The sequence below is a fragment of the Streptomyces sp. NPDC102274 genome (genome assembly GCF_044766385.1).
GTDB lineage: Bacteria > Actinomycetota > Actinomycetes > Streptomycetales > Streptomycetaceae > Streptomyces.
This window is the reverse complement of the sequence record NZ_JBIWLW010000012.1, coordinates 112,776-136,104: the sequence shown is the minus strand read 5'-3', so window position 1 is coordinate 136,104 and position 23,329 is coordinate 112,776. Positions and strand designations below refer to the sequence as shown.

Annotated in this window: 22 protein-coding genes and 4 pseudogenes; 16 read left to right on the top strand and 10 right to left on the bottom strand. The window is 68.9% G+C overall.

The features are described 5' to 3' along the window. Position 1 precedes the first annotated feature (1 nt). The 3 genes from ACIRQP_RS18790 to ACIRQP_RS18780 all read left to right on the top strand — a co-directional run bounded on the left by ACIRQP_RS18790 (position 2) and on the right by ACIRQP_RS18780 (position 2,895). The gene (locus ACIRQP_RS18790; protein ID WP_403890975.1) at positions 2-508 is read left to right on the top strand and encodes a 3-methyl-2-oxobutanoate hydroxymethyltransferase; all 507 of its coding nucleotides are present in this window, start codon (positions 2-4) and stop codon (positions 506-508) included. Positions 509-956: 448 nt separating this feature from the next. After that, positions 957-1,811 carry a 3-methyl-2-oxobutanoate hydroxymethyltransferase gene (locus tag ACIRQP_RS18785; protein WP_403890972.1) on the top strand — a complete coding sequence of 285 codons (855 nt, stop codon included), beginning with the start codon at positions 957-959 and terminating at the stop codon, positions 1,809-1,811. Between the two features lie 229 nt (positions 1,812-2,040). Continuing rightward, positions 2,041-2,895, top strand: a complete 855-nt coding sequence (locus ACIRQP_RS18780; RefSeq protein WP_403890969.1) for an alpha/beta fold hydrolase — start codon at positions 2,041-2,043, stop codon at positions 2,893-2,895. Positions 2,896-2,955: 60 nt separating this feature from the next. On the opposite strand, the gene ACIRQP_RS18775 is transcribed toward ACIRQP_RS18780, so the two are convergent. Next, positions 2,956-3,438 carry an RpiB/LacA/LacB family sugar-phosphate isomerase gene (locus ACIRQP_RS18775; protein ID WP_403890966.1) on the bottom strand — a complete coding sequence of 161 codons (483 nt, stop codon included), beginning with the start codon at positions 3,436-3,438 and terminating at the stop codon, positions 2,956-2,958. 158 nt (positions 3,439-3,596) lie between these two features. Then, positions 3,597-4,550: an ABC transporter substrate-binding protein gene (locus ACIRQP_RS18770; protein ID WP_403890964.1), complete on the bottom strand. Its 954-nt coding sequence runs from the start codon at positions 4,548-4,550 to the stop codon at positions 3,597-3,599. Between the two features lie 144 nt (positions 4,551-4,694). Here ACIRQP_RS18770 and ACIRQP_RS18765 point away from each other — a divergent pair, with 144 nt between their 5' ends. The 4 genes from ACIRQP_RS18765 to ACIRQP_RS18750 all read left to right on the top strand — a co-directional run bounded on the left by ACIRQP_RS18765 (position 4,695) and on the right by ACIRQP_RS18750 (position 8,645). Then, positions 4,695-5,816 (top strand): zinc-binding dehydrogenase, encoded by a 1,122-nt coding sequence (locus tag ACIRQP_RS18765; protein ID WP_403890962.1) that lies wholly within the window; start codon positions 4,695-4,697, stop codon positions 5,814-5,816. Next, a complete protein-coding gene (locus ACIRQP_RS18760; RefSeq protein WP_403890959.1) occupies positions 5,813-6,502 on the top strand; it encodes a 4-carboxy-4-hydroxy-2-oxoadipate aldolase/oxaloacetate decarboxylase in 690 nt (229 codons plus the stop codon). Before ACIRQP_RS18765 ends, ACIRQP_RS18760 begins: the two co-directional genes overlap by 4 nt. A 120-nt stretch (positions 6,503-6,622) precedes the next feature. Then, a complete protein-coding gene (locus tag ACIRQP_RS18755) occupies positions 6,623-7,645 on the top strand; it encodes an amidohydrolase family protein (protein WP_403890957.1) in 1,023 nt (340 codons plus the stop codon). A gap of 7 nt (positions 7,646-7,652) precedes the next feature. Beyond that, positions 7,653-8,645 (top strand): ABC transporter substrate-binding protein, encoded by a 993-nt coding sequence (locus ACIRQP_RS18750; RefSeq protein WP_403890954.1) that lies wholly within the window; start codon positions 7,653-7,655, stop codon positions 8,643-8,645. Positions 8,646-8,729: 84 nt separating this feature from the next. Here the strand turns inward: ACIRQP_RS18750 and ACIRQP_RS18745 are convergent, their stop codons facing one another. Then, positions 8,730-10,016: an NAD(P)/FAD-dependent oxidoreductase gene (locus ACIRQP_RS18745; protein ID WP_403890952.1), complete on the bottom strand. Its 1,287-nt coding sequence runs from the start codon at positions 10,014-10,016 to the stop codon at positions 8,730-8,732. A gap of 193 nt (positions 10,017-10,209) precedes the next feature. Then, positions 10,210-10,647 (bottom strand): annotated as a pseudogene (locus ACIRQP_RS18740) (DUF2071 domain-containing protein); the annotation flags it as partial. A gap of 1 nt (position 10,648) precedes the next feature. Here ACIRQP_RS18740 and ACIRQP_RS18735 point away from each other — a divergent pair. The 5 genes and pseudogenes from ACIRQP_RS18735 to ACIRQP_RS18715 all read left to right on the top strand — a co-directional run. Beyond that, positions 10,649-10,822: pseudogene (locus ACIRQP_RS18735) on the top strand (ATP-binding protein); the annotation flags it as partial. Positions 10,823-10,953: 131 nt separating this feature from the next. Beyond that, positions 10,954-11,364, top strand: coding sequence for a VOC family protein (locus ACIRQP_RS18730; protein ID WP_403890949.1), 411 nt, complete (start codon positions 10,954-10,956; stop codon positions 11,362-11,364). Positions 11,365-11,656: 292 nt separating this feature from the next. After that, positions 11,657-12,265 carry a TetR/AcrR family transcriptional regulator gene (locus ACIRQP_RS18725; RefSeq protein ID WP_403890946.1) on the top strand — a complete coding sequence of 203 codons (609 nt, stop codon included), beginning with the start codon at positions 11,657-11,659 and terminating at the stop codon, positions 12,263-12,265. 448 nt (positions 12,266-12,713) lie between these two features. Beyond that, positions 12,714-13,613 carry an oxidoreductase gene (locus ACIRQP_RS18720; RefSeq protein ID WP_403890945.1) on the top strand — a complete coding sequence of 300 codons (900 nt, stop codon included), beginning with the start codon at positions 12,714-12,716 and terminating at the stop codon, positions 13,611-13,613. A 91-nt stretch (positions 13,614-13,704) separates the two neighbouring features. Then, complete coding sequence (locus tag ACIRQP_RS18715; RefSeq protein WP_403890942.1) at positions 13,705-14,031, top strand: alpha/beta hydrolase; 327 nt, start codon at positions 13,705-13,707, stop codon at positions 14,029-14,031. A gap of 233 nt (positions 14,032-14,264) precedes the next feature. Here the strand turns inward: ACIRQP_RS18715 and ACIRQP_RS18710 are convergent, their stop codons facing one another. Continuing rightward, positions 14,265-14,996 carry a MerR family transcriptional regulator gene (locus ACIRQP_RS18710; protein WP_403890939.1) on the bottom strand — a complete coding sequence of 244 codons (732 nt, stop codon included), beginning with the start codon at positions 14,994-14,996 and terminating at the stop codon, positions 14,265-14,267. 66 nt (positions 14,997-15,062) lie between these two features. Between ACIRQP_RS18710 and ACIRQP_RS18705 the strand changes: the two genes are divergently transcribed. Next, positions 15,063-15,350 carry a hypothetical protein gene (locus ACIRQP_RS18705; RefSeq protein ID WP_403890936.1) on the top strand — a complete coding sequence of 96 codons (288 nt, stop codon included), beginning with the start codon at positions 15,063-15,065 and terminating at the stop codon, positions 15,348-15,350. A 185-nt stretch (positions 15,351-15,535) separates the two neighbouring features. Here ACIRQP_RS18705 and ACIRQP_RS18700 read toward each other — a convergent pair whose 3' ends face one another. Further along, positions 15,536-15,985: a MarR family winged helix-turn-helix transcriptional regulator gene (locus ACIRQP_RS18700; RefSeq protein WP_403890934.1), complete on the bottom strand. Its 450-nt coding sequence runs from the start codon at positions 15,983-15,985 to the stop codon at positions 15,536-15,538. A gap of 110 nt (positions 15,986-16,095) precedes the next feature. On the opposite strand from ACIRQP_RS18700, the gene ACIRQP_RS18695 reads away from it, so the two are divergent. Further along, a complete protein-coding gene (locus ACIRQP_RS18695) occupies positions 16,096-17,178 on the top strand; it encodes an epoxide hydrolase family protein (RefSeq protein WP_403890931.1) in 1,083 nt (360 codons plus the stop codon). A 97-nt stretch (positions 17,179-17,275) separates the two neighbouring features. Here the strand turns inward: ACIRQP_RS18695 and ACIRQP_RS18690 are convergent, their stop codons facing one another. The 3 genes and pseudogenes from ACIRQP_RS18690 to ACIRQP_RS18680 all read right to left on the bottom strand — a co-directional run bounded on the left by ACIRQP_RS18690 (position 17,276) and on the right by ACIRQP_RS18680 (position 21,088). Next, on the bottom strand, positions 17,276-18,190 hold the full coding sequence (locus ACIRQP_RS18690) for an IS982 family transposase (RefSeq protein ID WP_403890928.1): 915 nt from the start codon (positions 18,188-18,190) through the stop codon (positions 17,276-17,278). 223 nt (positions 18,191-18,413) lie between these two features. After that, a pseudogene (locus ACIRQP_RS18685) lies at positions 18,414-19,987 on the bottom strand (MFS transporter); the annotation flags it as partial. Between the two features lie 159 nt (positions 19,988-20,146). Beyond that, positions 20,147-21,088: an MBL fold metallo-hydrolase gene (locus ACIRQP_RS18680; protein WP_403890926.1), complete on the bottom strand. Its 942-nt coding sequence runs from the start codon at positions 21,086-21,088 to the stop codon at positions 20,147-20,149. 101 nt (positions 21,089-21,189) lie between these two features. Here ACIRQP_RS18680 and ACIRQP_RS18675 point away from each other — a divergent pair, with 101 nt between their 5' ends. Both ACIRQP_RS18675 and ACIRQP_RS18670 read left to right on the top strand, forming a co-directional pair. Further along, positions 21,190-22,182: a cupin domain-containing protein gene (locus ACIRQP_RS18675; RefSeq protein ID WP_403890923.1), complete on the top strand. Its 993-nt coding sequence runs from the start codon at positions 21,190-21,192 to the stop codon at positions 22,180-22,182. A gap of 48 nt (positions 22,183-22,230) precedes the next feature. Beyond that, positions 22,231-22,467 (top strand): annotated as a pseudogene (locus ACIRQP_RS18670) (IS982 family transposase); the annotation flags it as partial. A gap of 18 nt (positions 22,468-22,485) precedes the next feature. On the opposite strand, the gene ACIRQP_RS18665 reads toward ACIRQP_RS18670, so the two are convergent. Continuing rightward, positions 22,486-23,250, bottom strand: a complete 765-nt coding sequence (locus ACIRQP_RS18665) for a class I SAM-dependent methyltransferase (RefSeq protein ID WP_403890920.1) — start codon at positions 23,248-23,250, stop codon at positions 22,486-22,488. Positions 23,251-23,329: the final 79 nt, after the last annotated feature.

Here is a 23,329-nt window from a genome sequence, read left to right as displayed (position 1 = left end):
CATGCCGGTGCCGACGGCGTATCTCAGCGAATGCGCGCGGGCGACCGCGCCCGGCGAGTCGCGGTTCCGGATCCGGACGCGCATCGCGCCGGCCAGGGCCGCGCGGATCATCGCCCTGGACGAGCGGGCCGAAGGCGTCGCGCACCGGCTGGCCGGCCGGGCGTGGAACAACGCGCGCTTCTACGCGAACCGGAGCCCGGGAGGCGTGGACGCGTCCGGCGGCGCCGTGCTGCTGCGCGAGCTCGACGGTCCGCCCGCACCGCTCGAACGGGTGCTGACGGACACCGATGTGGTGGTCGTCCTCGCCACCGAGGACGGCGGCTGGGCCACGGCCGCCGCGATCGGGCGGCACTGCGGCAGGAACGGCATCACGACCGCGGGGGTGGTGCTCGGCGACGGCTTCGAGGCCGGTGACGCCATCGCCGCGCTCCGCCCGTACGCCCGGGTGCTGCTGCTGTCCGCCGACGAGAGCGATGTGTTCGAACTGCTCACGGCCCTCAGGGTCTAGGGCGTGTCTGACAAATCCCTCCTGGCTCACGGCGTCTGGCACGCGCGCTCGCTGCGTTGTCGGGCCCGTCCACGTAGCTCCGCTACGAGGACGACCCTCCGCCTTGCGATCGCACGCACCAGACGCCGTGAGCCCCGCCCTCCGGGCGGACGGCGCTATTTATCAGACACGCCCTAGGGCGTGTCCTCGGAGTCCCGCCTGCCCGGCGTTGTCCGGCACGCACGCTCGCCGCGTTGTCGGGTCTCCCCAGTACATCCAGTACTGGGGAGGCCTGTACATCCGGTACCGGGGGGATCCTCCGTCCTGCGATCGCACACACCGCGGCAACATCTCGCTGCCGCCCCAAGGGCAGGCGCCGGGCCCGCCCTTGGGGCGGATGACACTACTTCTGAACACGCCCCAGGCCTTGCGCGGCCTTCCTCCAGACAACCGGGAAGACGAGCCCACCATGACCGACAGCATCATGACCGAGAGGATCACTCCGCGCACGCTTCAGCGGATGAAGGAGGACGGCCGCAAGATCGTCGGCGTGGTGGCCTGGGATTACCAGATGGCACGGATCGTGGACCGGGCCGGGGTCGACCTCGTCTCGGTCGGCGACACGGTCGGGGTGAATCTCTGGGGGCAGTCGAACCCCTTCGAGGTCACCATGGACGAGATGCTCGTGGTGACCCGGGCGGTACGGCGCGGGGTGCGCCGCGCTCTGGTCAGCGCGGACTTCCCGTTCGGCCCCCTCCAGGAGGGCACCGACAGCGCGGTGCGCGCGGCGATCCGGTTCGTCAAGGAGGCCGGCGCCGACATGGTCAAACTCGACGGCGCCTCGGACTTCCCCGAGGCGGTCACGGCCATCACCCGCGCGGGCATCCCGGTGTGCGCGCAGTTCGGCATCACCCCGCAGACCGCTCTGCGGTACGGCGTCGAGTACCGCGCGATCCCCTCCGCCGCCGACCAGGTGCCCGAGGCGATGAAGGACGCGCTGGTCGCCGAGGCCAGACGGCTGGAGGAGGCGGGCGCCGCGCTGCTGAACTTCACCAACTCGGGCCCGGTCGTCGGAGCCGCCGTCGCCGAGGCGGTCTCCGTCCCGGTCGTGGGCGGATTCGGCGGCGGGCCCTGGCTCGACGGCCGGATGCGCATGGTCAACGCGGCCATCGGCTATGCCGCCTCGGCCCTCGACGACCCGCCCGACACCTATGCGAACGTCGCCCAGGTCACGCTCGACGCGATCACGGCCTACGCCGGGGATGTCCGGGCCGTGCGGCAGATCGCCGGAGGCATCCCCGTACCACCCCCTGCCACGGACTGAGCGCCAGCCGCCCAGGGCGTGTTTCGGACGTCCCGTCCGCACCGCGACACCCGGCGCGCACACTCGCCGCGTTGTCGAACGCACCGGCCGCCGCGGTGCCCGCCCCGCGGGTGGACGACGCTACTTCTGAAACACACCCTGGGCCTTGTCCGACACATCCCGCCCGGCCCCCCGGGCGGGCGACGCTGTTTATCGGATACCGCCTGGCCGACAAGAGAGGAACCGCGCCATGCCCACCGCCGTTATCGACGGGATTCCCACCCGATACGAGGTGGCCGGCGACGGCCCGCCGCTGCTGATGTTCTCCCCGGGCGGCTTCGACTCCTCGCTCGAAGGCTGGCGCGAGGTCGGCATCTACCGGCGGCTGCGCCTCCTCGCCCATCTCACCGAGCGGTACACCTGCATCACCTTCGACCGCCGTGAGTCCGGCCGGTCCGGAGGCAGGCTGGAGCGGATCTCCTGGGCCGACTACGCCGCCCAGGGCGTGGGCCTCCTCGACCACCTGGGAATCGGCCGGGCGCATCTGATGGGTGGCTGCGTCGGCTGCTCGACCGCGGCGGCGCTCGCCGTGGCCCGCCCCGACCGGGTGCTGAGCATGGTGCTCTACTCGCCCGCGGGCGGGGCCAAGTACCGGCTGAAACAGCACGCCCGCTTCCTGCGGCACCTCGCCCATGCCGAGGAGCACGGCCCGGCCGGGGTGGTGGATCTGGCGCGGAGCACCGACGCGGGCTTCACCGCCGATCCCCGGGTGGGCCCCTGGGCGCGCGTCATCCGCCGGGACGACGAGTTCGCCGAGCGGTACGCGCGGACGGACGCCGACCGGTACCAGGTGACGGTCAGCGGTATGGCACGGCTGCTCTTCGACCGCGATACGGTGCCGGGCCCCGAACCCGAGGACCTGCTGACCCTCGATGTCCCGGCGCTCGTGGTGCCCGGCCAGGACGACTCGCACGCGCCGTCCGCGGCCCGCTACCTCCAGGAATGCCTTCCGCTGGCGGAGTACTGGGGCGTCCCCGTGACCGAGCAGACGGAGCGCAGCGCGTCGGCCAGAGTGCTCGAATTCCTGGACGGGGTAGGGGAGTAGCGCCCCGAAGGGTTACGGCAGGCCGCGCCCCGGACGCCTCACGGGGCGCGGCCTGCGGTCTTAGCGCGGTCCGCTGTCGCGGAGCGCCCGTGCCCCGCCGCCGCGTTCGATCGCCGCGATCTGGTCGAGCCGCCGTCGGTGCACCCCGCCCTTGAACGGTGTGTCCAGCCACGCGGCCACGATCTCCTCGGCGGCCCCCGGTGTCACCACCTTCGCGGCCAGCACCAGGACATTGGAGTCGTTGTTGCCGCGCGAGATCCTGGTGCTCCACAGATCGTGGCAGAGGCCGGCCCGTACCCCGGGGAACTTGTTGCAGGCGATGGTCTCGCCCAGCCCGCTGCCGCCCAGGACGATCCCGCGGTCCGCGGGACCATCGGTGACCTGCCAGCAGACATCGGCGCAGAGCGGCGGATAGTCCACCAACTCCTCGGCGTCCCCGTAGGCGCCGCGGTCGTCGACGGTGTGGCCTCGCGCCGCCAGCCATACCGCCAGATGGCCTTTGAGTACCACGCCGTTGTGGTCCGCGGCGATGACGATGTGCATGGTCTCTCCTCCAGTGGCGAGTGCGGCTTCAGAGATGGATACGGGCCGCGGACAGTACGGGTCCGAGGCCCGCTGGGGCGTGTCTTCAAAGTGGCGCCGTCCGCCCGAGCGCCGGGCAGGCGGGACTTTGAAGACACGCCCCAGGACCGTGCGGGTCCTCAGGCCTCCAGACCGAGCGTGCTCTCGGCGAAGAGCTCTTCGAGCACCGGCGCCCGGTCGAGGATCCGCTGGTCGACCGCGTGCCGTATCAGCGTCTCCAGCACCGCCCGGTTCGGCCCGATGCCGTACGGGAGCGGATCGGCGCCGGTCGTCTCCATGACCCGCCCGTACATCAGGTCCGCCGCGTCACGCCTCGCCGGAACCCCCTCGCGCAGCCGGTCGGTGTACAGCTGTTTCGCCCTGGCGAAGGCGTCGAAGACCTCCGCGCCCAGCTCCGGTCGCTCGGCCAGCAGCTCGTCCCGTACCACCACGAGATGGTTGACGGGGTAGAACCCGCGCTCGCGCAGGGCCGTGAAGCCCGCCTCCTCGGGGTGCGGGATCAGCGGTGTCAGCCGCTCCGCGTCCGGGCCGGAGACCGCGCCGATCACCGCGGCGAGTTCGCCGTCGAGCACCCGCTCCGCCAGGGAGCGCTGCCCAGCCATGGGTTCGACATTCTCCGGCGGCCGGTACGCGCTCACATGCTCGTCGCCGGACAGCACCCACCGCACGCGGCCGGGATCCACCCCGTACTCGTCGCGCAGCACCGCCCGTGCCCAGACGCCGGTGGTGACCGTATAGCCGCGCTGCACACCGACCCGGCGGCCCTCCAGATCCCTGGGGACCCGGATGTCCGACGCCGGGTCGCGCAGGATCGCGCCATGGTGGAAGCCGCGTACCAGGAACACCGGCAGCGCCGTGAACCGTACGCCGTGCGCCTTGGCCACCAGATAGGTGGTCAGCGCCATCTCGCTGATGTCGAACTCCAGCCCCCGGACCATGCGCCGGAAGGCGTCGACGAGTACGGGCACTTCCTCGAAGTCGAAGCGGAAGCCCCGCGGAACCACCTCGCCGGTCTTGAGTGCTTCGTTGTTGCCCTGGGTGCGGGTCACGGTCCTGAGCTGAGGTGCGGCCATGGTGTCTGCTCGGCTCTCTCGTGTCTCTCGTGGCGGTCCGCCGACGGCCCGCCGGCAGGCTGACGCCCGAAAGGTACCATGGTCAGTCCATCAGTCCATAGAGTAGTGTGGCGGCCCGACAGCCCCCGAGGGTGAGGAGAAGCCATGGCGGAGCAGGTGCTGGCGGCGGTCAGGACCGCGCCGGGAACGACCGAGCTGCGCGAGTTCCCGATGCCGGATATTCCGGACGACGGAGCGCTGCTCAAGGTCGAGGTCGCCGGAATCTGCGGCACGGACGTGAAGATGTACGCGAAGCCGCCGTTTGCCGACCCGGTGATCATGGGACACGAGAATGTCGGGGTCATCGCCCGCGCCGGCCGTACCTTCATGGAGCGCAGGGGACTCGCCGAGGGCGACCGTGTCTTCGTCGAGCACTATGTCGGATGCTTCCGCTGCGAGTGGTGCCACCAGGGCGAATACCGCCACTGTGAGGCCACCGACTGGCGCACCAACCCGGACGCCCGGCGCTACGGCTACACCTCGGCGAACAATCCGTACCACCTCTGGGGCGGCTTCTCGCAGTATCTGTACCTGCCCTGGAACGCGGTGATCCACCGCGTGCCGGACGGTGTCTCCCCCGAACTCGCCGGCCTGGTCACCCCCTTGTCGAACGGCATCGAGTGGGCCCTGGTCACCGCGGGCGTCGGTTATGCCTCGACGGTGCTCATCCAGGGCCCGGGACAGCAGGGCCTCTCCCAGATCGTTGCCTGCAAGCAGGCGGGCGCCTCCCTGATCATCGTCACCGGCACCACCCGGGACACCGCCCGGCTGGCCCTCGCCAAGGAACTCGGCGCCGACCATGTCATCGACGTACGGCGCGAGGACGCGGTCGCCCGGGTGCGGGAGATCACCGGCCGCCGGGGTGTCGATGTGGTGCTGGACTGCACCGCGGGCGCCGGCACCGCTCCCGTCCTGCTCGGTGTCGAGGTGCTCAAGCGCCGCGAGGGCACGATGGTGGTCCAGGGCGAGCTGGCCGCCTTCCCCGACTTCCCGCTGAAGAAGATCACCGAGAAGTCCATCAGCGTCCTGAGCGCCCGCGGCCACAGCTTCCGCTCCTGCGAACTCGCCCTGGAGCAGCTCGCCTCGGGACGCTTCCCGCTGGAGAAGCTGAGTACCCACAGCTTCGGCCTCGGCGACACCGACCGCGCCATCCGGACCGTCGGCGGGGATTACGGCGAGGACGTCGTCCATGTGTCCCTGCTGCCCTGGGCGGAGGCGGCGATATGAGCGTCGTGGTGCGCGATCCCCTCCGTACGGACCGGGCGACCGCCGACGGATTCGGCGCGTACGGTGTCGCCACCGTGCACGAGGCCCAAGGCCGTACCGGACTTCTCTCGCCCGCACTGCGGCCGGTCTACCGCGGCGCGCACATCGCGGGCACCGCGGTGACGGTGAGTGTGCCGCCCGCGGACAACTGGATGCTGCATGTCGCGGTGGAACAGTGCGGGGAGGGGGACATCCTTGTGGTCGCCCCCACCTCGCCCTCCGAGGCGGGCTACTTCGGCGAACTCCTCGCCACCGCCGTCGCCGCCCGTGGAGTCCGCGGCGTGGTCATCGACGCCGGCTGCCGTGACGTGGCCGAGCTGCAGAAGATGGGCTTCCCGGTATGGGCGCGCCATATCTGCGCGTACGGCACCGTCAAGGAGACCCTGGGCGATGTCAACACCCCCGTCGTCTGCGCGGGTCAGCGCGTCGAAGCCGGCGATGTGATCGTGGCCGACGACGACGGTGTGGTGGTCGTACCCCGGCTCCGCGCGGCCCAGGTGCTGGAGGCTTCCCGCGCCCGCGAGGAGAAGGAAGCCGTCTCCCGCGCGCGGTACACGGCCGGTGAACTCGGCCTCGATGTCCACGACATGCGCGACAGGCTGGCGCGCAAGGGGCTCACCTATGTGGACCGGGCACCGGACCACTGAGCCACAGCCGATGAGACGGGTCAGCCCCGGCAGCCCCGGCAGCCCCGGCAGATCTGGCAGCCCCGGCAGATCTGGCAGCCCCGGCAGATCCGGCAGACGACGAACGAGGACCGCATATCGATGATCATCGACTGTCACGGCCACTACACCACCGCCCCGCCCCGGCACCAGGAGTTCCGCGACGCACAGCTCGCCCGCCTCCGGGACCCCGCCCTGCCGCTGCCGGTGCCCTCCGTCATGAGCGACGACGAGATCAGGGAGAGCGTCGAGAGCAACCAGCTCCAGGTGCTCCGCCGGCGGGGCGGCGATCTCATGCTCTTCTCCCCGAAGGCCTCCGGAATGGAGCACCATGTGCCCGACCCGGCCACGGCCCGGTCCTGGGCCCGGGTGAACAACGATCTCGTCCACCGAATCGTCGGCCTGTTCCCGCGAAACTTCGCCGGAGTGTGCCAGTTGCCCCAGACCCCCGGCGGCCCGATCGACGACTCGGTCGCCGAGCTGCGCCGGTGTGTCACCGAACTGGGCTTCGTGGGCTGCAATCTGAACCCCGACCCGTCCGGCGGCCGCTGGGACTCGCCACCGCTGACCGACCCGTACTGGTTCCCGCTGTACGAGGCGATGGTGGAGCTGGACGTCCCCGCGATGGTCCATGTCTCCACCTCCCACAACCCCAGCTTCCATACGCTCGGCGCCCATTACCTCAACGCGGACACCTCGGTGTTCATGCAGTTCGTCCAGGGCGACCTCTTCGCACGCTTCCCCGCGCTCCGGTTCGTGATCCCGCACGGCGGCGGCGCGGTGCCGTACCACTGGGGCCGCTACCGCGGTCTCGCCGTCCGGCTCGGCCGGCCCGACCCCGCCGAACTGCTCGCGCGCAACGTCTTCTTCGACACCTGCGTCTACCACCAGCCCGGTATCGACCTGCTCCACCAGGTGATCGGAGCCGACAGCATGCTCTTCGCGTCGGAGATGCTCGGCGCGGTGCGCGGTGTCGACCCGGAGACCGGTATCGCCTGGGACGACACCAAGCGCTATCTCGACCGTACGGGACTGACAGAGGGCCAGCGCCGCAAGGTCTTCGAGGAGAACGCCCGCCGGGTCTACCCGCGACTCGACGCCAGGCTCACTGCGGAAGGCAGGTAGGTATCCCATGTCACGACTGCGTCTCACCTTCGCCTGCGGCGACTACGACCGTACCCGCGCCCTCGCCGAGGGGACGGTCCGTGCCGACGGCATCGAGCTGAACTATCTCAGGCTGCCCGTCGAGGAAACATTCTTTCGGATGATGCGGCACCGGGAGTTCGAGGTGGCGGAGATGTCGCTCTCCTCGTACGTCCTGTCGCTGCGGGCCGACCCCTCGCCCTTTGTGGCCCTGCCCGTTTTCACCTCCCGGATGTTCCGGCACGGCTCGCTGTACTGCCACACCGACTCCGGTATCTCCGCACCGGAGGACCTGCGCGGCAAGCGGATCGGCACGCCCGAGTACCAGCTCACCGCAGGCGTGTGGATGCGCGGCATCCTGGGGGACCGGCACGGCGTTCCGTACGACTCGGTCACCTATCTCACGGGCGGGCAGGAGACCGCGGGGCGAGTGGAGAAGGCCGGCGTCGACCTGCCGGACTCGGTGCGGATCAGCCGTATCCGCGAGGACCGGACGCTCTCCGAGATGCTCGCCGAGGGCGAGATCGACGCGCTGTGCACCCCGCGTGTCCCCAGCCCGTTCGTCGCGGGGGACCCCCGGGTCCGGCGGGTGTTCACCGATGTCGTCGCCAGTGAGAAGGAGTACTACCGGGAGACCGGTATCTTCCCGATCATGCATGTGGTCGTGATCAGGCGCGATGTGTACGAGAGGTATCCGTGGGTCGCGCAGTCGCTCAACAAGGCGCTGCTGACCGCCAGGGACGAGGCGTACGCGAGCCTGTACGACACCTCGGCGCTGCGTTTCATGCTGCCCTGGCTGATCCCGCAGCTCGAGGAGGCCAGGACCCTGCTGGGCAGGGACTACTGGTCGTACGGGGTCAAGGACAACCACGAGACCCTGGCCACCTTTCTGCGCTATCACCATGAACAGGGGCTCTCCGCGCGGCTGTGGACCCCCGAGGAACTGTTCGCTCCGGAGTCACTCGAAGCGGCGGTCATCTGACGGCCTTCCGACACAGGTCCGGCCCCGTCCTCGCTGTGGGAGGACGGGGCCGGACCTGTGTGCGCCGCTGTCGCGTGCCAGGTGTCAGTTCGGCAGTACGGCGTCGGTGCGCGAGCCGGTGACCAGAAGCTTCAGGGAGGTGGCCGTATCGGCCGCCGCGCCGGGCTCGACGGTGGCGCCCCGGGTGAGCGCCCCGCGTACGGCCATATAGTCGGCCGGGCTGTTGACGGAGTCGGCCGCCAGGAGCCGGCCGTCCCGGTAGTAGAGGACCGAGAACCGCTCGCTGTCCGGATCGCCACGCACCACATACTCGTCGTAACCCGTGGAGAGCCCGGCGATCTGGAGCTTCAGATCGCCTTGGTACGACCAGAACCACGGCACCGCCCTCGGCCCCGCCGGCAGCCCGAGGAGGGTCGCCGCCGCGATGGTGGCCTGGGCGACGGCGTTCTGTACGGACTCCAGCCGTACCCTGCCGAGTCCTGTCGTGGGATGCGGCTGTACGGTGCAGTCGCCCGCGGCGCAGATCGCGGGATCACTGGTACGGGCGTCGGTGTCGACGACGATGCCCTGGTCGCACTCCAGCCCGAGCCGCTCGGCGAGTTCCGTACGGGGAACAGCGCCGACCCCGACGAGCACCAGATCGGCCGGGAGACGGGTGCCGTCGGCGAGTACCACCCCGGTCACCTGCCCGGCCGTCCCGTCGAACCCGGTGACCGAGCCCGACAGAAGCACGCGGATCCCGCGCCGCCGGTGCGCCCGCAGATAGAAGTCGGAGACGACCGGGGCCACGGCGCGGCCGAGCAGCCGGGGCGCCGTCTCGACGACGGTGACCTCCTTGCCGAGCGCCCGGGCCACCGCCGCCGTCTCCAGCCCGATGAAACCGCCGCCCACCACCACGACCCGCCCGGCGGTCAGGAGCCGCGAGCGCAGATGGGCCGCCTCGTCGCGGTCCCGCAGTACGCAGATGCCGCCGAGGTCCGAGCCGGGCAGGGTGAGCCGTCGTGGAGTGGAACCCACCGTGAGGGCCAGCCGGTCGAACGCCAGGGTGCGCCCGCCCGCCGTCACCGCGACACCGGAACCGGGCCGGCCGGCGGTGCTCAGCGAGACATCGGTGACCCGCTCGCCACGGATGAGGTCGATCCCCGCGCCCTCGTAGAAGCCGGGCACACGAAAGTCCAGTGACGCGAGATCCGCCTCACCGGTCAGGAACTCCTTCGACAGGGGTGGCCGCTGATAGGGCGGATGCGGTTCCTCGCCCACCAGGGTGATCGGTGTTGTATCGCCCAATTGCCTTAGTGATACGGCGAGTTGCAAGCCCGCTTGGCTCGCGCCGACGATCAGCGTGCCGCCGCCCGCGGCCGTGCCGCTCACCGGTACCCCGCTTCCGGTGTGCCATGTCCTATGTCCTGTCGGGGGCTGCGTCGCTGGTCTTCGGGCGGCATCGGGTGTCCTCTCCGGTCGAAGATCTCCAACTGAGGTTAACTGTCATACCATTATACCATCGCGGTTCCGGGTGGTCTCCTATGGCGGTGGGGCAGTGTGAGCCGGAGTGTGGCAGCGGGGATCAGGCGGTCGGCGGCCCGTCGGCGCGGGCGGGGAGGCCGAACCGTACCGGCACTCCCGGCGAGTACAGCACGCTCACCGGATCCCCGGCGGGTGCGGGCAGCCCTCCGGCCGCCACCAAGTCCTCGACGCACTCGGTAAGTTCGGTGTGGTACAGCGGCCAGCGCGGGCGGGTGTTCGGAAGATACACCGCGCGGCCCCGAACGGTGGTGTGCATCCCCCAGCGCGCGGTCACGAAGTGCTCCAGAGTGGTGGGTTCCCCGACCGGTTCACCGACGCGAATACGGATCCTGCTGTACGCGCCCCGCGGGCCGGGCCGGCGCCGTCGGCTGGTGTACGTGAGGGCGCCCCCACCGAGGACGTCGCCATCGCGGTCGATGGTCATACGGGACCAGACGTACGGCAGCCGGAACACGGCGCGCCCCACGGTCACCGGGATGGAGATCAGGCCCCGGATCTTCGAACCCTTCTTCACGACCAAGTCCGTGGGCGACGGCACCGGCCTCGGCCTCGACATCTCGTACCGCATCGTCGTCAACAAGCACCGGGGCGACATCCGCGTACAGTCCCAGCCGGGGAACACCCGCTTCCGGGTCCTCCTGCCGATCACCAGGAACCTCCCTCCGATCAGGAGCTCCTCTCCGAAGCGTGAGGGCAGACCTCTGAGTCGCGGCGCGGTCGCCCTCATGCCGGCGGTCAGGAATCGAGAAGCGCGGGTCACGGAGCCGCGCTTAGCCTGATCCACATGGACATCACCATTCACACGAGCTTCCTCCCGCATGACGACCCGGACGCGTCCGTGGCCTTCTACCGCGACGTCCTCGGCTTCGAGGTCCGCAGCGACGTCGGACAGGGCAAGATGCGCTGGATCACGGTCGGCCCCGTCGGTCAGCCCAGCACGTCCATCCTCCTGGCGCCGCCTGCCGCCGACCCAGGGATCACCGAGGACGAGCGCCGCACCATCGTCGAGATGATGGCCAAGGGCGCCTATGGCTGGATCCTGCTGGCCACCCGGGACCTCGACGATACTTTCGAGAAGGTGCAGGCGGGCGACGCGGAGGTCGTCCAGGAACCGACCGAGCAGCCCTACGGCATCCGCGACTGCGCCTTCCGCGATCCCGCCGGCAACCTGGTCCGCATCCAGGAGCTTCGCTGAGCCGTCCGGTCATCGATTCGGCCATGACGGCGCCGCCGTCGCGGCTCAAGGACCGGCTCCCACAAGACCGGCTCCCATTTCGTGTTCGCGGAGCCGAATCCGACGTCCGCCCGGGCACCGCGGTACCGCGGTAGTGCGACATGGAGCTGGTGGTCCTGTCGGCATTGGGTGGTGACAAAGCGTGGTTTGGTCGCCGGGCCCTGCTCTGGCATCATGAGCAAACGGAACCTCGTTCCGGAAGGATGTGGAACGGTGTCCGTCTGACGGGTTCGGTGGCGGAGGGAGCGGCGCGATGAACGACAGTGACGGGGGCGCGGGGCGCGCTGCCCCCTCCAAGCGGGCGGATGCCCGGCGCAACAAGGAGACCCTGCTCGACGCGGCCGCCGCGGTCTTCGTCACGTCAGGCGTGGAAGCGCCGGTACGCGACATCGCGGCCAGGGCAGGCGTCGGGCTGGGCACGATCTACCGCCACTTCCCGACGCGGGCGGATCTCATCATCGCTGTCTACCGGCACCAGGTCGACGCCTGCGCCGAGGCCGGTCCAGCCCTGCTGGCGACCAGCGCGACTCCGCATGCCGCACTGGGGCAATGGATCAACCTCTTCGTCGATTTCCTCGTCACCAAGCACGGACTCTCCGCCGTGCTGCGGTCCGACAGCGCCGGCTTCGACACGCTGCACGCCTACTTCCTCGACCGCCTCGTGCCCGTGTGCGCCCAACTGCTCGACGCCGCGGCCAGTTCTGGCGAGATCCGCTCAGACTTGGAGGCCTACGAGCTCATGCGCGGCGTCGGGAACCTCTGCGTGGACGCGGACAGCGATCCCCACTACGACGCGCGTCGACTGGTCGAGCTCGTCATCGCGGGACTACGCCGACCAACCGCCCCGGACGACCCCTCCTGAAGGTGAAACGCCCGAGGAAGTGGACGACGGAGAGCACCGGGCCGCTGCAAGCGTCAGGCAGGGGCCGGACGTTGTGTCCTGCCCCTGCCTGACGCTGGATGGCTTGAGCAGTCCGAAGACCTCAGTACGGGGTGTTCTGAAGTCGATCAGGGACAGCTCGGCAGGGTGTCGGTGCCGGCAGGGACGTCAGGCCCGGCGGATCGATACCACCCCGCTCCTGGCGGCGCCGCACCAAGTCCGGGGAAGACTCAGACGCCTGCGGGAGTCCGTGCGAGGAAACATCACCATTTCCAACCCGGCGCGGCGGACGCAGATTCCCGGTTTCACTGTGACGTTCACCCGACCCCAAATGCCTTCTCGCCACTGCTCTCGTCTGCGCATACTCCACGCCTGCCTCGCCTCAAACCGCCCAGAGGTGAGGACTGTTCGGAAGGAGCTGATGACATAGATGACGTCGGACATGATCGCTGCGGAGGCCCCGGGCACATGGCTGCTCGGGGACCTCACCGTCAACCGGATCGGCTTCGGCGCCATGCGCCTGACCGGCAGCGCCGCTTTCCACGACGGAACCCCCCGTGACCGCGGCCAGGCAATCAGCGTGCTGCGCCGCGCGGTCGAACTCGGCGTCAACCACATCGACACCGCGGCGTTCTACTTCTCCCGGCTGCGCTCCGCCAACGAGCTGATCAACGCAGCCCTGACCCCGTACCCGGACGACCTGGTCATCGCCACCAAGGTCGGTCCCACACGAGACGCGTCCGGCGAGTGGACCACCCCGGCACGGCCCGACCAACTGCGCGGCCAGGTCGAGGAGAACCTGCGCCAGCTCGGCCGCGACCACCTCGACGTGGTCAATCTGCGCATCATGGGCCAGGACTCCATCGGCGAACACTTCGGGGCCCTGGCCGAGCTGCGCGGCGCCGGGCTCATCCGCCACCTCGGCATCTCCGGCGCCCGCCCGAGCCACTTGGCCGAGGCCCGGACGATCGCACCGGTGGTGTGTGTCCAGAACCGCTATGGTATCGACGCGCGCGGTGACGAACAGATGCTCCACGAATGCGCGGCACGCGGCGTGGCGTTCGTGCCCTTCTTCTCCATCGCCGGTGAGGGACGGGAGTCGGGAGCCGTCCGCACCGAGCGCGAACAGATTCTCACCCTTGCCCGTGCACACGGAGTCTCGCCGTCACAGATACGTCTGGCATGGACCCTGCAGCAGGGCCGACATGTGCTGGCCATTCCAGGAACCGGCAACCCGGACCACCTCATCGACAATCTGGCGGCAGGCGCACTGCTGCTGGCAGAGGAAGAGCTCAGGCTCCTCGACGCAATCGGCCGGACCGCGCGCTGATGCCGGCTACCGATCAGCATGCCTGAGCACATCCAAGAAAGACTCTTACGAAGAGACACTCCTAAGGCGCCCCCCTGAGTCAACCCCGCCCATGTCCCGGTGCCTTCCCCGATTCCCGTCTCGCCTGATTCGCTGCACGACCCGGCGAACCACTACACGTGGGCGACCCCGTGTGCGCCGACAGACCTGCGGGACGACTGTCCTGCTGCCGTACGAGGGCGCGGGACACAGCGTCTACGGGCGCAGTGACTGCACACGCGGAGCCGTTGACGATTACCTCACGGAGCTGAAGATCCGGAGCGCGGGAAGCAGTTGTCCCCCGCCGCGAAGAACTGATCGCAAGGGGATAGCGGCCTGGCCGAAGCGGGTCGGGAAGGTGGTTGGTGATCGTGTGAGCGAGTGGGGGAGCATTGGATGAGGGTCCGGGTGTACGCGGTCGACTTCCTGAAACCGCGCTATGAATGCGAGTACCTCGGCTGGGGCATCTTCGCGCTCACGCGCCGCTGACCACGGGTGAACAACCCTGCGGACAGCTCCTACAGCTCCCGCAGCTGCCACAGCTCATCCGGCACCGGACGCTCGACCCGCCCTGTAGTTCGTGGCTGACTGATTTCCACACGTAGCCGGGACCGTGCGTCCACGCACGTCGAGTCATGCGTCCAGTTGTGTGCGAATGAGTGTGTCGAGCCGCCGCCACGCCGGGGAAGAGGCGTTGACCGTGCCCTGGATGAGAGCGGGGATCTCCGAGCCTGCATCCAGCTGCGGCAGTTCATCGGGTCCGTAGCGTTCCCGATTCGCCTCGGCGATCCGGCGGGCGAGGTCGTCGATGCTGGGATCGTCGGCATCGAGGTCGTGCGCGCGGTCATAGCCGAGGAAGAGCTGCCGTAGTGCAGGGTCGGCCAGGGCCTCGGCCTGGTCGCGGAACAGTGTGATCGCACGGTCCGGGTGGGCGGCGAACATGAGGATCCACAGATCGCGTTGCAGGTCCACCCAGCGAGGCGTGAATCCCCAGCGGGCCAGGTCCTCCAGGTAGGCACCGACCTCGGTGGGCAGCGGCGCCAGACGCCCGACGGCGAGCCGGCGCAGACGCCCCTGGGTCGCCCGCAGGCCGCGGATGCGGGCGGTGAGCTCGTCGTCGATCTCGCGCAGCGCCTGCTGGAACTCCTCGTCGGTCGCTGATCTCAGGTCCCGGATACGGGCCAGGGGGATGCCGGCTTCGGCGAGCGTCCGGATCTTGATCAGGTCGATGGCGTCGTTCGCGCCGTACCGGCGGTAGCCGGACGCGTCGCGGTCGGGCTCGGGGAGCAGGCCCTTGTCGTGATAGACGCGGATGGTCTTGATCGACACTCCGACGTACCTGGCCAGCTGCCCGATGGTGATCACCTGGCTATCGTCCCATCCATCGTCCCACTTGACCTTTCCCCTGGGGCAGGGTTGCAGCATGACGCCATGGCGAATACGAGTATTGATCGCGAGACCCTGCGCGAGCTGGCCGATGAGGGCAACGAGACCGCTTTGGACCGGCTGGCGGACCTCGCCGACACGGCCGGCGATCTCGGGGAGCTGAGCGAGCTGTTGGACGAGGGATCCATGCGTGCCGGGTTCCTGCTCACTCGACGCGCGGCCTTGGCCGGCGACCTGCGCGAGCTGCAACGGATCTCCGACTCCGGGTACGACGAGGCCGGGGACGAGCTGAACCGGCTGCTGAAGGCACCGACCGGCGGGCAGCGGGACTGAGCGTCCGACCTTCTCCGCACCCACGCTGTCGCCGGGGGTGCTCGGTGACTTCCATCGATCAGGTCGCGACGCCGGCGACGTTCGGCGCGGTGCTCGCGGTGGTGTGGCTGCCCCTCCCACTCTCTCTTTCGAGGAATTCTCGGGCGCGTTCCCAGTCGGCTCCAGGGCTCTTCAGGGGTGCCGGTTCACCGGTTGTGGTGGTCCAACAGCTTGGACAGGAGCTCGGTCAACCGCTGTCGTTCCTCGGGTGACAGCGGAGCCAGCAGTTCGTCCTGGCACTCGGCCAGCGGCTTCTCCAGCCGCCGCAGCCGCTGCTTGCCCGCGGCGGTCAGCGAGATGATGTTGCGCCGCCGATCGGAGGGGTCCGGGGCGCGCTCGACCAGTTCGCGATCGGCGAGCTCGTTGATCGCGCCGACTATGTCGCTGACGTGGATGCCGCTACGGCGGCTCAACCCGGCCTGGCTGGCCGGGCCGAAGTCCTCCAGTGTCGCCAGCAGGCGGTAGTGGTAGCCGCGGGCGTGGACGGCCGAGAACCCGTCGGCCACCAGGCGGTGCGCGTGGGTGGCGGTCTGGGTGAGCAGCCAGCTTGGCAGGCTCTCCCACCTGGCGGGCGTCTCCTCGAATGGGTTCTCCATGGGGCAAGTCTATCGAATCGTTGGGTGCACCTACGATCGTGATATCGTTTGGGCGTCAAACGTTGGTCGCCCCAACATTTGAGGGCTGATGAATCCCTGGAGTTATGACCATGATCAAGCCGTTCCGCATCGGCATCCCCCAGGCCGACCTCGACGACCTGACCGACCGGCTCTCCCGCACCCGCTGGCCCAACGAGGTCGCCGACGCCGGGTGGGACTACGGCTTCCCGCTGGCGCGGCTCAAGGAACTGGCCGAATACTGGCGCACCGGCTACGACTGGCGCGAGCACGAGGCCGAGCTCAACGAGCTTCCGCACTTCACCACCGAGATCGACGGCCAGAGCATCCACTTCGTACACGTCCGGTCCCCGAAACCGGACGCGCTCGCGCTGGTCCTCACCCACGGCTGGCCCGGTTCGTTCCTGGAGTTCCTCGATGTGATCGAGCCGCTGTCGCGCGACTTCCACCTGGTGATCCCGTCCATCCCGGGCTACGGCTTCTCCGGGCCGACCCACGAGCGCGGCTGGGACGTCGTCCGGATCGCGCGGGCCTGGGCCGAGCTGATGCGCCGTCTCGGGTACGAGCGCTACGGCGCGCAGGGTGGCGACTTCGGCTCGGGCATCTCAATGGCGCTCGGCGCGGTGGCACCCGAGCAGGTCGTCGGGGTGCACGTCAACTACCTGCCGACCGCACCGGTTCCGGACGCCGACATCGAACTGTCCGAGACGGATGAAGCTCGGTTGGACAAGGTCAGGCAGCTGATGGCGAATCGTCCGCCGTACCAGGCTCTGCAGGCCCTCACCCCGCAGACCATCGGCTACGCGCTGACCGACTCGCCGGTCGGCCAGCTGGCCTGGATCGCCGAGCGCTTCGCGCAGTGGACCGACCCTCGCTCGCCGATCAGTGACGAGCGGATGCTCACCAACATCTCGCTGTACTGGCTGACCGCCACCGCGGCTTCCTCGGCACGGCTGCACCACGATGCCCCGCGGCGGACAGAGCCGTGCCGGGTACCGGTCGGCGTGGCGGTGTTCGCGCACGACATCACCCAGTCGGTGCGACCGCTGGCCGAGCGGCTGTACGACATCAGGCACTGGTCGGAGTTCGACCGCGGCGGCCACTTCGCCGCGATGGAGGTGCCGGAGCTGCTCGCCGGGGATATCCGCGACTTCTTCCTCACCCACATCAAGTAGGACTACGTGGTCGCCACCCGCTAGGGAGTGTCTTCAAAGTTCCGTCTGCGCGGTGCTGTGTGGTGCGCACGCTCCCTAGATGAATGAGTCCAAGGGGTCAGTGGTCATACTTCGTGAGCGAGCGGAGGGTGGCTTGTCCGGTTGCGTCGTTGTGCCAGATCGCGGTGGTCAGGGCGAGGATGCGTTGCATGACCCGGACGATGACGCCGCCGGCTGTGCGGCCTCGGTGGCGTTCGAGGTCGAGCTGGCCCTTGAAGGTTTCGTTGATCGACTCGATGATCTGTCGGAGTGGCTTGAACAGGTGTGCGCCGGGCCGTTCGCGTTCGCCCTTTCGGGCCGGCCGCAACAACTGGGCGCCGGTTTGAGCGAGTTCATGTTCGAAGTCGCGGCCGAAGTAGTTCTTGTCGCCGATGACTGTCTGTCCGGCACGCTCGCTGAGGAGGTCGGGATCGGCGGCGAGGAGGTCGAGGAGGGTCTCGCGTTCGTCGGCCTTGGCTCCGGTCAGGGCGAAGGCGATGGGCAGGCCCTGGAGAGTGCAGACCAGATGCAGGCGCAGGCCCCAGAAGAAGCGGCTGTGACTCGCGCAGTAGCCGTACTCGGCCCATCCGGCCAGGTCGGAGCGTTTGGCCGTTTCGCGGGAGCGGCCACATTCCACCGGCGTGGAGTCCACCATCCACACGTCGTCGCTCCATACCGAGGTGTCCGTGGCCAGGAATCGGGTGATACTCCGCATCAGTCCGGCGTCTTTGCGTAGTCGCTTGTTGTAACCGGACTGCTGGGGCAGATACGGGAAGAGATGCCGCAGGTGAAGGCGGGCATGGCGCAACCATCTCGCCTCGGAGGTGAAGCCGAGCATGGCCTGCATCATCGCGAGAGTGACCAGTTCAGGATCGCTCAGACGAGGCGCGATCCCGACCCCGGGGCGCCACGGTGCAAGGTCAGGGCGCTTCTTCAGCAGGTCGTCGGTCGTCGCATAGAGTGCTGTTGCGAGGGTGTCCACGTCGTTCGTCACACAACGATCTTGGACACCCTCGTTCTCATCTCCGTGGGCACCCCTTAGGCAACATGCGTGAGCGGGAGAGCCGCAGGTTCCAGCCGTCGCCGGTGGGGACCAGCGCGGGGGTGCAGGTGGCGGGACGCCCGGTCTCTTCCCATTGCTGGAGCCCGCCTGTTCAGGAACCGAAAAGAACGCCGGGCCCGCCGCCACCGTTCGCAGCCGGACGGTGAAAATCTTCGAGGGTGGCGCCGGCCTGGCTGCCGCAGCGGTCGATCAGGGTGACCTTGGCGCGGGCGACCGGGGTTCCGTCGGCGTCCATGACACGGCCGCGGTAGCGCTGGAGGGGGCCCTTTCGGCTGGCTCCAGGTTGGCGTGCTCCTCGCTGCCGGCGCGGTGCTGCGACGGGTCGGGCGGGTCGGCCCGGGGCAGGAAGAGGGCTGTGAGCAGGCCGATCGCCATCGCGCCTGTCGCGATCAGGAAGGAAACACGGAAGCCGTGCATGGTCGGGACGGTGACGCCGTTCACAGGGTGCGCGGTGTTGGCGAGAACCATGCCGATGACGGCGCTGGAGACCGAGGAGCCGATCGAGCGCATGAGGGTGTTGAGACCGTTGGCCGAGCCCGTCTCCGTGGCGGGGACCGCGCCGACGATCAGGGCAGGAAGGGAGGAGTAGGCGAGGCCGATGCCCACGCCCAGGATCGCTGTAATGACGAGGCTCTGCCAGGGGGCGCTCATCAGGCCGAGGCCGGCGCCGTAGCCGATCGCGATCATCACCATGCCGAGGATCAGGGTGACCTTGGGGCCGTATTTCGCGGACAGCCGGGCGTAGACGGGGGCCGTGAGCATCATGGTCAGGCCGAGCGGCGCCATGCACAGGCCCGCGATCACCATTGACTGGCCGAGGCCGTAGCCGGTGGCCTTCGGCAGCTGGAGCAGTTGGGGAAGGACCAGCGAGACGACCAGAAACGAGGCGCCGACCATGATCGAGGCGAGGTTTGTGAAGAGCACCGCAGGGCGGGTCGTGGTGCGCAGGTCCACCAGCGGTGCCTTGAGACGCAGTTCCGTCACGCTCCACGGGACGAGCACGACCGCCGCCGCGGCGAACAGTCCGAGGGTGGTGCCGGAGGTCCAGCCCCAGTCGGCGCCTTTGTTGATCGGCAGCAGGAAGACGACGAGCACGAGAGACAGCCCGATCGCGCCGAGAACGTCGAAAGTGCCTTGCGCGCGGGTCGGGGACTCGGGGACGAAGAGGATGGTGAGGGCGATGCAGAGGACGCCGAGGCCGGCGGTGCCGTAGAAGAGCGCGTGCCAGTCGGTGTGCTGGGCGACCACGGCCGCAGCGGGCAGGGCGAGGCTGCCGCCGACACCCATGGAAGAGCTCATCAGGGCCATCGCCGAGCCGAGCTTCTCGCGGGGGAGTATGTCGCGCGTCAGGCCGATGCTGAGGGGTATCGCACTCATCGCGAAGCCCTGGAGGCTTCGGCCTGCGACCATCGTGAGCAGATCGCCGGTGAGGGCGCTGACGAGCGCGCCGACGACCATCATCGCGAGGCTGAGGATCAGCATGCGGCGCTTGCCGTGGAGGTCGCCGAGGCGGCCCATGATCGGCGTGGCGACGGCGCCGGAAAGCAGAGTCGAGGTGATGACCCAGGTCGCGTTGCCCGGCTCGGTGCCCAGCAGTTGCGGCAGATCTTTGATCACCGGGACGAGCACGGTCTGCATCGCGGAGACCACGATGCCCGTGAAGGCGAGCACCGGGACAAGAGCGCTGCTCGCTCTGGCTGCGGGCCGGTCGGTCAGCGTGTGCGTCATGAGGGACGGCCTCCAGGCCGGGGGTTCCGTGTGGATGCCGGATCCGCCTGGTTCAGCCCGTGGACTCCCACGGGCTGAACCAGGCGGATCCGGTCGCGCCGTCCGCCGAGGCGTTGAGAGCCTCGGCGGACGGCGCGGTGAGCGGGGTGGGGCCGAGGCTCACTCAGAGGCGGACGCACTCTTCTTCGGGCCGGCTGTTACCCATGGACCGAGGGCGAACCCGTCACTGTCCCGTCGGACTTCCAGGGCACCCGCACCACCGAAGTGTGCGGGGACGAGCAGCTCCCGTTCATCAGCCGCCCGCCCGAGAATCCGACGGCGGCTGGCCACCGCTTGTTCCGGGGCCAGGCAGGCGTTGCTGTTGCAGCAGGGATCGAGGATCTGCACCGGGCTGTGCAGCAGATCTCCGACGAAGACCGCCCGGTCACTCCCGGACGCGAGTCGCAGCACGGACGAGCCGGGAGTGTGGCCGGGGGCGGACTCCAGGATGAGGTGTTCGTCGATGTGGTGGGAGCCGTCCCACAGCACGGTCTGTCCAGCCTGGTGTATGGGCGTGATGCTGTCTTCGTAGACCAGGCGGTCGGCCTCACGCGCGCCGTTCCCGTACGCGTTTTCCGGACCGTAATGGAAGTCGTCGGCGGCCGGAAGGAGGTATTGGGCGTTGGGGAACGTCGGTACCCACTCACCGTCCGCGTCGACGGTGTTCCAGCCGACGTGATCGACGTGCAGGTGAGTGTTCACGACGACGTCGACATCCTGCGGGCGAACACCGGCCCTCCCCAGGAGACCGAGGAAATCACTCCGAGAGTGGTGGAACGGTCCCATGCCCGGTCGCTCGCGCCCCTTGCCCGCTCCGGTGTCGACCAGGACAGTCCGCCCGCCGCTGCGCAGCACCCAGCTCTGCAGAGCAAGCACCGCCACGTCGCTTTCCGGCTCCCAGTGGTCCGGTGCAAGCCAGTCCTCGTTGTCCTTCCACACATCGGCACCGGCTCCCGGGAACATGCCGGATGTGGGCAGGAACGGTTCGTGCCACTCAACGACCCGGATGACCTCGACATCCCCCAGCACCATGCTCTGCACACTCTCGTTCTCGTTCGTCATGTGCTCGACCTTAAAAAGGCCGAACGATCCCCTCAATGTTTATCTTGCTCAATAAAATACGTATCCGTCTCATGCTCTATGCCGGGAGATATCCTGGGCGGATGGATGTGGTGAGTGACGCGATCTCTGCCGTGCACCTTGGACACCCCTGGTCCCACCGGGTGCGGACGAGCGGGAGCTGGTGCGCGCGGCTGGACCGCTACGACGGTGCGGGCTTCTACGTCGTCATGAAGGGCAACTGCTGGCTGCTGACCGACGGCGGCGCCTCGATACCTCTCGGTGTGGGTGACGCGGTGCTGCTGCCTCACGGCTCTGGCCATGTGATCGCCGATTCTCCCGTCGACGCGGCGGTCGCGGAGGAGAAGGCGGTGCCGTTCGAGCAATGGCTTGCGGGGACAGGGCCGCGAGCCCGGGCTGATCGCGACGAGATAGAGATGCTCTGTGGGAAGTACTGGCTCGACTGCAGCCGCATGCACCCGCTCATGGCAGAGCTGCCTGAGGTCGTCCACCTTCCCAGCCGCGTGGGCAGCCACCTCGAACTCCGTGCCGCGATCGACCTGCTCGCCGGGGAGCAGGACGAAATGCGGCCCGGCTCCTGCGTGGCGCTTCCGAACCTGCTCGACCTTCTCCTCATCTACATGATCCGCTCCTGGATGAACGAGACCACCAGCGGAGCCTGGCCCCGCGCACTGGGCGACCCGGTGACAGCCGCCGCCCTACGGGCGATGCACTCCAAGCCGGCCGCGCCGTGGAGCAATGACCATCTGGCAGCAGAGGCGGGCGTCTCCCGCCCGACTCTGGCGCGCCGGTTCACCACCCTGGTCGGCCGCCCTCCGATGACGTACCTCACCTGGTGGCGCGTGATCCTTGCCGCCACCCTGCTCCGCGACACCAGGGAAACCCTGGCCACCATCGCCGGCCGAGTCGGCTACGGCAGCCCGTACGCACTTTCCCACGCCTTCGAGAGGGAGTTCGGCACTACACCGGGGCGGTACCGAGCACAAGCCACAGGTCGATCCGCTTCCGCCGCAAACCCTCAAGCAACTTCAAAACAAGCTGACATCGGAGACTCGGTACCGGGCGTTTCAGAATGAGGTTCGTAACCGTCGTAGGCAGATGATGCCGCACGTCGGTTCCAGCAGCGCCTGACGGAAAACGAACGGCCCGGCGCACACCTGTTCAAGCCACTCCGGCAGATCATCGAGTCGATCAACGAAACCTTCAAGGGCCAGCTCGACCTCGAACGCCACCGAGGCCGCACAGCCGGCGGCGTCATCGTCCGGGTCATGCAACGCATCCTCGCCCTGACCACCGCGATCTGGCACAACGACGCAACCGGACAAGCCACCCTCCGCTCGCTCACGAAGTATGACCACTGACCCCTTGGACTCATTCATCTAGGGCATTCCGGGAGGGACGGGCTCCGCGGTACCGCGCCGCGCCACGAACACGAACTCCCTGCCCGGCCGGTCGGGTGCGTCGCGTACGTCCTCGACGACGAAGCCATGCTCGTGCAAGTCCCGCTCGATCTCCGTACGTTCGCGGAAGCGAAGTGTCGATTCCGAGGTCAGTACGTCCCCGTCCGCGGCGAACACGTGCGTACCCCGGAAGCTCACCAGCGGCAGGCTCACGTCCGTCAGCTCGGCCCAGGTCTCGACGTGGCCGACGCCCGGGATGTCCGTCATGCGGTACGTGGTCTCGCGCGTCCACTCCGCCCACTCCCCCCACACGCGCTGCGCCGGATCGCGCGTCTCGAAGACAAGCCGCCCGCCGGGCCGCAGCGCCTCGTACGCGCCGCGCAGCGTCGTACGCCACGCCTGCGGATCGGCGATCGCCTGGGCGACGTTCCCGGTCATCGTCACCAGGTCGATCTGCATGGGCGGCAGGTCCCCCGCGTCGCCGTCGAGCCAGCGCACCCGCTCCGCGCCCGGCTTGCCACGCGCGACGTCGACGGACGCCCGCGCGGGATCGATCCCGCTGACCGTAATCCCGCGCCCGGCGAGCAGCAGTGCGAACACGCCCGTACCGCACCCGATGTCCAGCACGGACCGCGCGCCGAACTCCTCCGCCATCGCGAGATACGCGTCGAGATCGCTGCGGTCCGGATCGAGTGGGTCGTAGATGGCGGCGAGGCGCGGATGCCCGAATGTTGCGTCAACCATGGAGGTGAACGTATGTGGCCCCGAGCCCGCGCGGCCACTGCTTTTTCGGGTTACGACGCCAAGCGGGCGCGGCGAAGTG